Source organism: Kitasatospora sp. NPDC091257, assembly GCF_044757675.1.
In the GTDB taxonomy this organism is placed as follows: domain Bacteria; phylum Actinomycetota; class Actinomycetes; order Streptomycetales; family Streptomycetaceae; genus Kitasatospora; species Kitasatospora lactacystinica.
The window spans coordinates 1-6377 of the sequence record NZ_JBIVVI010000475.1 but is presented as its reverse complement, the minus strand read 5'-3'; the positions used below and the strand labels follow the sequence as shown (position 1 = coordinate 6377).

Genomic DNA, 6377 nt, shown 5'->3' with positions numbered 1-6377 from the left:
CCCCCTCCGTCGTCGTCTCCCCCGCGCCGGCTCAGGGCGTCCGGAAGACCCACAGCTTGGCCAGCACGAACCGGACCACCGTGGCGAGGCCGTTGGCCACCACCAGCCCGGCCACCTCGACCGTCCGGGAGGCGTGCGGCACCGCCACGTCCAGCAGCGCCAGGGCGCCGCTGGACAGGCCCAGCCCGATCAGGAACGCGACCGCGCCCTGCAGTTGGTGGCGCACCGCGCCGTCCGAGCCGGTGATGCCGAAGGTGAAGCGGCGGTTGGCGGCGGTGTTGGCCACCGCGCTGACCGCCAGCGCGATCAGGTTGGCCACCTGCGGCGAGGTCACCAGCCGCAGCAGCACGAACAGCGCCAGGCAGAAGACGGTGCTCAGCACCCCGATCACCAGGAAGGACGGCAGCAGCCGGCGGACCGGCCGGGGTGCCTCGGCGGGCTCCTCGCGCTCGTCCCGGGCCGTGGGGAGGCTCTCGTTCACGCGCCCGCACCGTACCGGTCCGGCTCCTCGGCCGAGTCGTAGCCGACGAAGTACGCGGGCCGCGCCTGGACCGCCGAGTAGATCCGGCCGACGTACTCGCCCAGCAGGCCGACACAGACCAGCTGCACGGCGCCGATGAAGAGCATCCCTATGAACAGCGAGGACCAGCCGGGCACGGTGGAGCCGACGGCGTACGCGATCGTGGTGTAGAGCGCCAGCAGGATGCAGACCAGGAAGCTGAACAGCCCGAGCCAGGTGGCCAGTCGCAGCGGGGCGGCGGAGAAGTTGGTGACGCTGTCGAACGCGAGCCGGACCATCTTGGACAGCGGGTAGTGGCTGCTCCCCGCGATCCGCTCCTCGCGGACGTAGACCACCTCGCCGCTGGGGAAGCCCAGCCAGGGCACCAGCAGCCGGTAGACCGGCTGGTGCTCGGGCATCGCCTTGAGCGCGTCCACGGCCGCCCGGCTGAGCAGCCGGAAGTCGCCGGCCTGGTTGGGCATCCGCTTGCCGACCAGTCGGCGCATCAGCCGGTAGTACCCGCCGGCGGTGTGCCGCTTGAAGAAGGTGTCGGTGCCACGGTCGCCGCGCACGCCGTAGACGATGTCCAGGTTCTGCTCGCGGGCGAGCGCCAGCATCTCGGGGATCTTCTCCGGCGGGTCCTGGAGGTCGGCGTCGATGGAGACCACGTAGTCGCCGAAGGCGCGGTGGAGGCCGGCGGTGAGGGCGGCCTGGTGCCCGGAGTTGCGGGCGAAGCGGACGATGCGGAACTCCGGCCAGTCCTGGCGGATCTTCTGCATCAGCACCGGGGTGACATCGGTGCTGCCGTCGTCGACGCCGACCACCTCGTAGCTCACGTCGAGCCCGTCGAGGATCGGCCGCAGCCGTTCGACGGTCAGCGGGAGCGCCTCCTGCTCGTTGTAGATAGGCATCACGACCGACAACAGCGGTGCCGTTGACATGCGTTGGTCCCACTTTCCACGACGGCCGGGCTGGATGTCGCCCGACCTTAACAGTCTGCGATGAGCGGCCGGTGAAAGGCGGCGCGCTCCGGTGAACCGCTGCTGAGACGCCGAAGGGCCCCGCGCACCGTGCGGTGCGCGGGGCCCTTCGGACTGAGCCTGTACGAGGCAGGCAGGTCAGACCGTCAGACTACTTGATGATCTTGGTGACCTGGCCGGCGCCGACGGTGCGGCCACCCTCACGGATGGCGAACTTCAGGCCCTCCTCCATGGCGATCGGCTGGATCAGCGCGACCGTCATGGCGGTGTTGTCGCCCGGCATGACCATCTCGGTGCCCTCGGGGAGGGTCACGACGCCGGTCACGTCCGTGGTACGGAAGTAGAACTGCGGGCGGTAGTTGTTGAAGAACGGGGTGTGGCGGCCACCCTCGTCCTTCGACAGGATGTAGGACTGGGCCTCGAAGTCGGTGTGCGGGGTAACCGAACCCGGCTTGATGATGACCTGGCCGCGCTCGACGTCCTCGCGCTTGATGCCACGGAGCAGCAGACCGACGTTCTCACCGGCCTGGCCCTCGTCGAGCAGCTTGCGGAACATCTCGATGCCGGTGACCGTGGTGGTGGTCTTGGTCTCCTTGATGCCGATGATGTCGACAGTCTCGTTGACCTTGAGGATGCCACGCTCGATACGGCCGGTGACGACGGTGCCACGACCGGTGATCGTGAAGACGTCCTCGATCGGCATCAGGAACGGCTGGTCCACGGCGCGGGCCGGGGTCGGGATGGCCTCGTCGACCGCGTGCATCAGGCCGAGGAGCTTCTCGCCCCACTCCTTGTCGCCCTCCAGCGCCTTCAGCGCGGAGACGCGGACGACCGGCAGGTCGTCGCCCGGGAACTCGTACTCGGAGAGCAGCTCGCGGACCTCGAGCTCGACGAGCTCCAGGATCTCCTCGTCGTCCACCATGTCGGCCTTGTTCAGGGCGACGACGATGTACGGAACGCCGACCTGGCGGGCCAGGAGGACGTGCTCCTTGGTCTGCGGCATCGGGCCGTCGGTGGCGGCGACCACGAGGATGGCGCCGTCCATCTGGGCGGCACCGGTGATCATGTTCTTGATGTAGTCGGCGTGACCCGGGCAGTCGACGTGGGCGTAGTGGCGCGCCTCGGTCTGGTACTCGACGTGCGCGATGGAGATGGTGATACCGCGCTGCCGCTCCTCCGGCGCCTTGTCGATCTGGTCGAACGGCGTGAAGGGGTTGATCTCCGGGTACGCGTCGTGCAGCACCTTGGTGATGGCCGCGGTCAGCGTGGTCTTACCGTGGTCGATGTGACCGATGGTGCCGATGTTGACGTGGGGCTTCGTCCGCTCGAACTTCGCCTTCGCCACTGAGTCCTCCTGAGGACAGTTCCTGTACGCCGTGCTGACGCCAGTTGGTCTTTGATCGGTTTTGGTGCGGGTTGTCCGGAGGACATCCCGTGCCGTCCCGCTGGTGGGGGGGCCGGAGGCTCCCGGGAGGATCCGACCGGATCCTCCCGGGTTGCCTCCGAATAGCCTAAGGCTTCGCTATCGTCCCGATTATCGGGACGTCACTCGCCCTTGGCCTTGGCGATGATGTCGTCCGCCACGTTCTTCGGAACCTCGGCGTACGAGTCGAACTGCATCGAGTAGCTCGCGCGACCAGAGGTCTTGCTGCGCAGGTCACCGACGTAGCCGAACATCTCGGAGAGGGGCACCAGCGCCGTGACGACGCGGGCACCGTGACGCTCGTCCATGGACCGGATCTGGCCACGGCGAGAGTTGATGTCGCCGATCACGTCGCCCATGTAGTCCTCGGGCGTGGTGACCTCGACGGCCATCATCGGCTCGAGGAGGACCGGCTTGGCCTTCCGCGCGCCTTCCTTGAACGCCATCGAACCGGCGATCTTGAACGCGAGCTCGGAGGAGTCGACGTCGTGCGCCTGACCGTCGAGCAGGCTCACGCGGACACCCTGCAGCGGGTAGCCGGCGAGGATGCCGAACTCCATGGCCTCCTGGCAACCGGCGTCGACCGACGGGATGTACTCGCGCGGAACGCGGCCACCGGTGACCTTGTTGACGAACTCGTAGCCCTCGGCCTGCTCGAGCGGCTCGATCGCGATCTGCACCTTGGCGAACTGACCGGAACCACCGGTCTGCTTCTTGTGGGTGTAGTCGATGCGCTCGACCGCCTGGCGGATGGTCTCGCGGTACGCGACCTGCGGCTTGCCGACGTTGGCCTCGACCTTGAACTCACGGCGCATACGGTCGACCAGCACCTCGAGGTGCAGCTCGCCCATACCCGCGATGATGGTCTGGCCGGTCTCCTCGTCCGTGTTGACCTGGAAGGACGGGTCCTCCTCGGCGAGACGCTGGATGGCAACGCCCAGCTTCTCCTGGTCACCCTTGGACTTGGGCTCGATCGCGACGCGGATGACCGGGGCCGGGAAGTCCATGGACTCCAGGATGACCGGGTTCTTCTCGTCGGACAGCGTCTCACCGGTGGTGGTCTGCTTCAGGCCCATGACGGCGATGATGTCGCCGGCGCCCACCGAGTCGATCTCCTCACGCTTGTTCGCGTGCATGCGGTAGATCTTGCCGATGCGCTCCTTCTTGCCCTTGACGGCGTTCAGCACCGAGGTGCCGGACTCCAGGCGGCCCGAGTAGACCCGGACGAAGGTGAGCTTGCCGAGGTGCGGGTCCGACATGATCTTGAACGCGAGCGCGGCGAGCGGCTCGTCGTCCGAGGCCTTGCGGGAGATCTTGACCGTGTCGTCACCGGGCTTGGTGCCCTCGATGGACTCGATGTCCAGCGGCGACGGCAGGTACTTGACGACCGCGTCGAGCAGGGGCTGAACGCCCTTGTTCTTGAAGGCGGTACCGCAGAAGATCGGGGTGAAGTCCGAGTTCAGGGTGCCCTTGCGGATCGCGTCCTGCAGCAGCTCGACCGGGATCTCCTCGCCCTCCAGGGCGAGCTCCATGATCTCGTCGCTGACGTTCGAGACCGTGTCGATGAGCGCCTCGCGGTACTCCTCGGCCTGCTCCTGCAGGTCGGCCGGGATGTCGACGACGTCGTACATCTCGCCCTTGGCGGCCTCGGCGGACCAGACCAGCGCCTTCATGCGGACCAGGTCGACAACGCCCTGGAAGTCCGACTCGGCACCGATCGGCAGCTGCATGACCAGCGGGGTGGCGCCGAGGCGGTCCACGATGGTCTTGACGCAGAAGAAGAAGTTCGCGCCCGTGCGGTCCAGCTTGTTGATGAAGCAGATGCGCGGGACGCCGTAGCGGTCAGCCTGCCGCCACACGGTCTCGGACTGGGGCTCGACACCGGCGACACCGTCGAACACCGTCACGGCACCGTCGAGGACGCGCAGCGAACGCTCCACCTCGACGGTGAAGTCGACGTGGCCCGGGGTGTCGATGATGTTGATGGTGTTGTCGACGTCGTCAACGGTCCAGTGACAGGTCGTCGCGGCCGACGTGATCGTGATGCCGCGCTCCTGCTCCTGCTCCATCCAGTCCATGGTGGCAGCGCCATCGTGGACCTCACCGATCTTGTACGAGACACCGGTGTAGAACAGGATCCGCTCGGTGGTGGTGGTCTTGCCCGCGTCGATGTGCGCCATGATCCCGATGTTGCGGACCCTGGCGAGGTCAAGGGAGGTTGCAGCCATGGTGGCTCGTTCTCTCTCTGTCTAGTGACGGGGTAGGGACTACCAGCGGTAGTGCGCGAAGGCCTTGTTGGACTCGGCCATCTTGTGGGTGTCCTCACGACGCTTCACGGAAGCGCCCAGGCCGTTGCTGGCGTCGAGGATCTCGTTCATCAGGCGCTCGGTCATGGTCTTCTCGCGACGGGCGCGGGAGTAACCGACCATCCAGCGCAGCGCCAGGGTGCTGGCGCGGCCCGGACGGACCTCGACCGGAACCTGGTAGGTCGCGCCACCGACACGGCGGGACTTGACCTCGAGAGCCGGCTTGACGTTCTCCAGCGCGCGCTTCAGCGTGACGACCGGGTCCGAGCCGGTCTTCTCACGGACGCCCTCGAGGGCGCCGTAGACGATCCGCTCGGCGGTGGAGCGCTTGCCGTGCAGCAGGATCTTGTTGACCAGCTGGGTGACGACCGGGGAGCCGTAAACCGGGTCGATGATGACCGGGCGCTTCGGGGCGGGGCCCTTACGAGGCATTCTTACTTCTCCTTCTTGGCGCCGTAGCGGCTGCGGGCCTGCTTGCGGTTCTTGACACCCTGGGTGTCGAGCGAACCGCGGATGATCTTGTAGCGGACACCAGGAAGGTCCTTCACACGACCACCGCGCACCAGCACGATGGAGTGCTCCTGCAGGTTGTGGCCCTCGCCCGGGATGTAAGCGGTGACCTCGATCCCGCTGGTGAGGCGCACACGGGCGACCTTGCGGAGAGCCGAGTTCGGCTTCTTCGGGGTGGTCGTGTACACACGCGTGCAGACCCCACGGCGCTGCGGGGAACCCTTCAGCGCGGGAGTCTTGTTCTTCTCGACCTTGTCCTGCCGGCCCTTTCGGACCAGCTGCTGGATCGTAGGCACCGTTTCTCCGTTTTCTGTGTGCCAAGGCTTGGTGGAACTAACCTGCGATGTCTCCCTCGCACACGGCCCCGTGGTCGACCCACGCGGTCGGGTGTGTTGGGCTTGTTACGACACGGAATCCCATGGCTGCTGTACAGCGACGGCGCTCTACGCGCGGCGCGCTGGGAAGCGCTCCGGCTCGGCGCGGCGACCGGTGTGCATGCACGCACAAGGACCCGGGGACACCCCAGGCACAAGGTCAGAGCGTACCTAGCGCATCGGGCTCGGTCAAAACAAATGCAACGCCGCAGGTCGCGGGGCTTGCACCGAAAGCGGGCCGGGAACCGGGCCGGGGCGGGGCTCCCTACCACAACCGGGCAGCCC

Annotated in this window: 6 protein-coding genes; all 6 read right to left on the bottom strand. The window is 67.1% G+C overall.

Going from position 1 to position 6377, the window contains the following annotated elements; translation table 11 throughout:
• Positions 1-31: 31 nt before the first annotated feature.
• The 6 genes from ACIQOV_RS21965 to rpsL all read right to left on the bottom strand — a co-directional run bounded on the left by ACIQOV_RS21965 (position 32) and on the right by rpsL (position 6014).
• The gene (locus tag ACIQOV_RS21965) at positions 32-481 is read right to left on the bottom strand and encodes a GtrA family protein (protein ID WP_401050870.1); all 450 of its coding nucleotides are present in this window, start codon (positions 479-481) and stop codon (positions 32-34) included.
• Positions 478-1440: a glycosyltransferase family 2 protein gene (locus tag ACIQOV_RS21960; protein ID WP_380538542.1), complete on the bottom strand. Its 963-nt coding sequence runs from the start codon at positions 1438-1440 to the stop codon at positions 478-480. Before ACIQOV_RS21960 ends, ACIQOV_RS21965 begins: the two co-directional genes overlap by 4 nt.
• Positions 1441-1630: 190 nt before the next feature.
• Positions 1631-2824: an elongation factor Tu gene (tuf, locus tag ACIQOV_RS21955; RefSeq protein WP_359897522.1), complete on the bottom strand. Its 1194-nt coding sequence runs from the start codon at positions 2822-2824 to the stop codon at positions 1631-1633.
• A gap of 200 nt (positions 2825-3024) precedes the next feature.
• Entirely contained in the window at positions 3025-5130 is a 2106-nt protein-coding gene (gene fusA, locus ACIQOV_RS21950) for an elongation factor G (protein ID WP_359897523.1), read from the bottom strand.
• A 39-nt stretch (positions 5131-5169) separates the two neighbouring features.
• Positions 5170-5640, bottom strand: a complete 471-nt coding sequence (rpsG, locus tag ACIQOV_RS21945; protein ID WP_030055803.1) for a 30S ribosomal protein S7 — start codon at positions 5638-5640, stop codon at positions 5170-5172.
• Between the two features lie 2 nt (positions 5641-5642).
• Positions 5643-6014, bottom strand: a complete 372-nt coding sequence (gene rpsL / locus ACIQOV_RS21940; RefSeq protein WP_014144289.1) for a 30S ribosomal protein S12 — start codon at positions 6012-6014, stop codon at positions 5643-5645.
• Between the last annotated feature and the right edge of the window lie 363 nt (positions 6015-6377).

What these genes read in the sequence shown, in the direction of transcription:
- rpsG (WP_030055803.1), bottom strand. Translation starts at nt 5,640, where the DNA reads ATGCCTCGTAAGGGCCCCGCCCCGAAGCGCCCGGTCATCATCGACCCG.
- ACIQOV_RS21960 (WP_380538542.1), bottom strand. Translation starts at nt 1,440, where the DNA reads ATGTCAACGGCACCGCTGTTGTCGGTCGTGATGCCTATCTACAACGAG.
- fusA (WP_359897523.1), bottom strand. Translation starts at nt 5,130, where the DNA reads ATGGCTGCAACCTCCCTTGACCTCGCCAGGGTCCGCAACATCGGGATC.